Annotated in this window: 2 protein-coding genes; both read right to left on the bottom strand. The window is 70.2% G+C overall.

What is annotated here, in order from left to right; genetic code table 11:
- Nucleotides 1–135 precede the first annotated feature (135 nt).
- Complete coding sequence (locus VF542_RS02100; RefSeq protein ID WP_408650052.1) at nucleotides 136–1,119, bottom strand: ABC transporter substrate-binding protein; 984 nt, start codon at nucleotides 1,117–1,119, stop codon at nucleotides 136–138.
- A 16-nt stretch (nucleotides 1,120–1,135) separates the two neighbouring features.
- A partial coding sequence (locus VF542_RS02105; protein ID WP_408650053.1) for an ABC transporter permease occupies nucleotides 1,136–2,801 on the bottom strand: 1,666 nt, incomplete at its 5' end.

Consider the following 2,801-nt stretch of genomic DNA (forward strand, 5'->3'; position numbering starts at 1 on the left):
CCCGCCGGAGCCGGCGGTCCACTTCCCGTCGACGAAGAGGTTCGGCACGGTCTGATCGTCCTTTGCGTCACGCGAGGTCGAGCGGCACCCGTGCCCGACGGTCTCCCGGGCACGGGCGCCGCTCGCAGGACACGCTCAGGCCTGGGCGGCCTTGAGCCAGGCGTCGACCTTGCCGGGGTTGGCGTCGACCCACTGCTGCGCGGCCTTCTCCGGGTCCACCTTGTCCTCGGCGATGGCCTTGGCGACCGTGTTCTGGTCCTCGTTGGTCCAGTTGAAGGCCTTCACCAGCTTGTAGGCCGGGGTGTTGGCCTCGGCGAACGAGGTGGCCACGATCTTGTTCAGGTTGTACGTGGGGTAGTCGCAGGCGACCTTCGCCGGGTCGGCGTCGCAGCCGTCCGTGTACGGCGGCAGGTTCACCTTGACCAGCGGCACCTCCGACAGGAACCACTGGGGGTCGTAGAAGTAGCCGAGGAGCGGCGTCTTGTTCGCCTCGGCCTGGCGGAACGCCTGGATCAGCGCGGCCTCGCTCCCGGCGTAGACGACCTTGTAGTTCAGGTTCAGGTTCTTGACCAGCGCCTCGTCGTTGGTGACGAACGACGGGTCGCCGTCGAGCAGCTGGCCCTGTCCGCCCGACTCCGTGGTCTTGAACATGTCGGCGTACTTGTTGAGGTTGTTCCAGTCGGTGATGTCCGGGTACTGCTGGGCCATCCATGGCGGCACGTACCAGCCGATCTTGCCGATGTTGCCGTTCGGGCCGGCGTCCTGGGCCGTCTTCTGGTCGGTGATGTACTTCTGCACGAGGTCCGCGTGGCCCCAGTTCTCGATCACCGTGTCGACCTCGCGGTTGCCCATGCCCTGCCAGGCGACCTCCTCCTTGACGTTCTTGTACTCGACCTCGCAGCCGAGCTTGCTCTTGGCGACGTAGCCGACCACGTGCGCGGACGCCTCGTAACCGACCCACGGGTTGATCGCCATGTTGAGCTTGCCGCAGGCCGCGGCCTGGCCTCCGCCGCCGCCGCTGGGTGCCGGGGCGTTCTGGATGTTTCCGCCGCCACAGGCGGCCAGGGACAGGCCCAGCACCGCCGTGAGCGCGGCGCGTCGAGCATCTCTCAGTTTCACCGGGGGTTCCTCCTGATCAACGCCGGCCGTAGCGGGCCGCGGCGTGTTGGGCGACTCGGTCGAGCATGATCCCCAGGGCCGTGATGGCGATGCCCGCCGCCAGCCCCTTGCCGAACAGCTGCCCCTGGGAGAACCCGGCGACCACGTAGTAGCCGAGGCCGCCCCCACCGACCAGGCCACCGATGACCACCATCGACAGCACGTTCAGCAACCCCTGGTTGGACGCCAGCACCACGGCGGCCCGCGCCATCGGCAGCTGCACCCTACTGATCATCTGCCAGGCGGTGGTGCCCGCCGCGCGGGCGGCCTCCACCGACGTCGGGGCCACGCCCCGGATGCCGTCGGCGATCAGCTTGGTGGCCACCGGCACGCCGAACGCGACCGCGGCGACGATCGCGGTGAACCGGGTGGGACCGAACAGCGCCAGTGCGGGCACCAGGTAGACGAACGGCGGGATGGTCTGGAAGGCGTCCAGGATCGGCCGGACGCCGGTGTCGGCGCGCCGGTTGCGCCCCATCCACACCCCGACGACCAGCGCGATGAGGATCACCGCCAGGGTCGCGACGAGGGTGGTGGTGAGCGTCTTCATGGCCTCGTTCCACAACCCGGTGCCCAGGATGACCAGCAGGCAGACCGCCGCGATCGCGGTCGGGCGCCAGCCGCCCGTCAGGTAGGCCACGGCGAGCAGGACCAGGAACATCAGCCACCACGGCGAGCCCGCGAGCAGCGACTGCAGCGGGTTGAGGAGCACCGTGCTGACGACGCCGGTGAGCGCCCCCGTGAACCCCGACACCGCGCGCACCAGCGCGTCGGTGAACGCGCTGACCCCCGCCGCCAGGGGCGTCCCGAGATCGGGCTGCTCCGGGAACTGGGCCAGCTGCAGGTACAACCGGGACAGGTAGACGCAGACCAGCGCGACGACCCCGCCCGCGATGAGCCCGATCCGGCGGCGGCGCGGGTTCCCGCCGCTGCGGGTGGCCACCTCGCCCCGCTCGCTCGCCGCGGTGGTGGTCCGGTCCAGCACGATGGCCATGATCACGATGGCGATGCCGCTGACGAAGGCGTTGCCGATGTCCAGGCTCTGCAGCGCCTGGGCCACCGGCTGTCCCAGCCCGGGGCCGTTGATCAGGGCCGCGATGGTGGCCATGGACAGCGCGGCCATCGTGCACTGGTTCAGGCCCACGATGATGGTCCGGCGGGCCATCGGCAGCTGCACGGTCCGCAGGACCTGCCAGCGGCTGGTGCCCATCGAGCGGGCGGCCTCGATGGTCGTCGGGGACACGGTGCGGATGCCGTGCGCGGTGATCCGGGCCAGCGGCGGCAGCGCGTAGATCAGCGTCGTGACCACGGCCGAGGCCGGGCCGATCCCGAACAGCAACACCAGCGGCGCGAGGTAGGCGAAGGACGGCATGGTCTGCATCGCGTCCAGGACGGGCGTGAGCACCGCCGTCGCCCGCCGGCTGCGGGCCATCCAGATGCCCATCGGGATCCCGATGACCACGCACACCAGCACCGCCACGATGGTGACGATCAGCAGGTCGATGCTGTCGTCCCAGTAGCCGAGGAAGCCGAACAGCAGCAGCCCGACCAGCACCAGCACCGCGGAGCGCACCCCGGCCACCGCGTAGGCCAGCCAGGTGAACACGGCGACGACGCCGATCCACCCGATCTCCGGCACCGGC

Origin of the sequence: Jatrophihabitans sp., assembly GCF_036389215.1 — a bacterium.
Taxonomy (GTDB): domain Bacteria; phylum Actinomycetota; class Actinomycetes; order Mycobacteriales; family Jatrophihabitantaceae; genus Jatrophihabitans_A.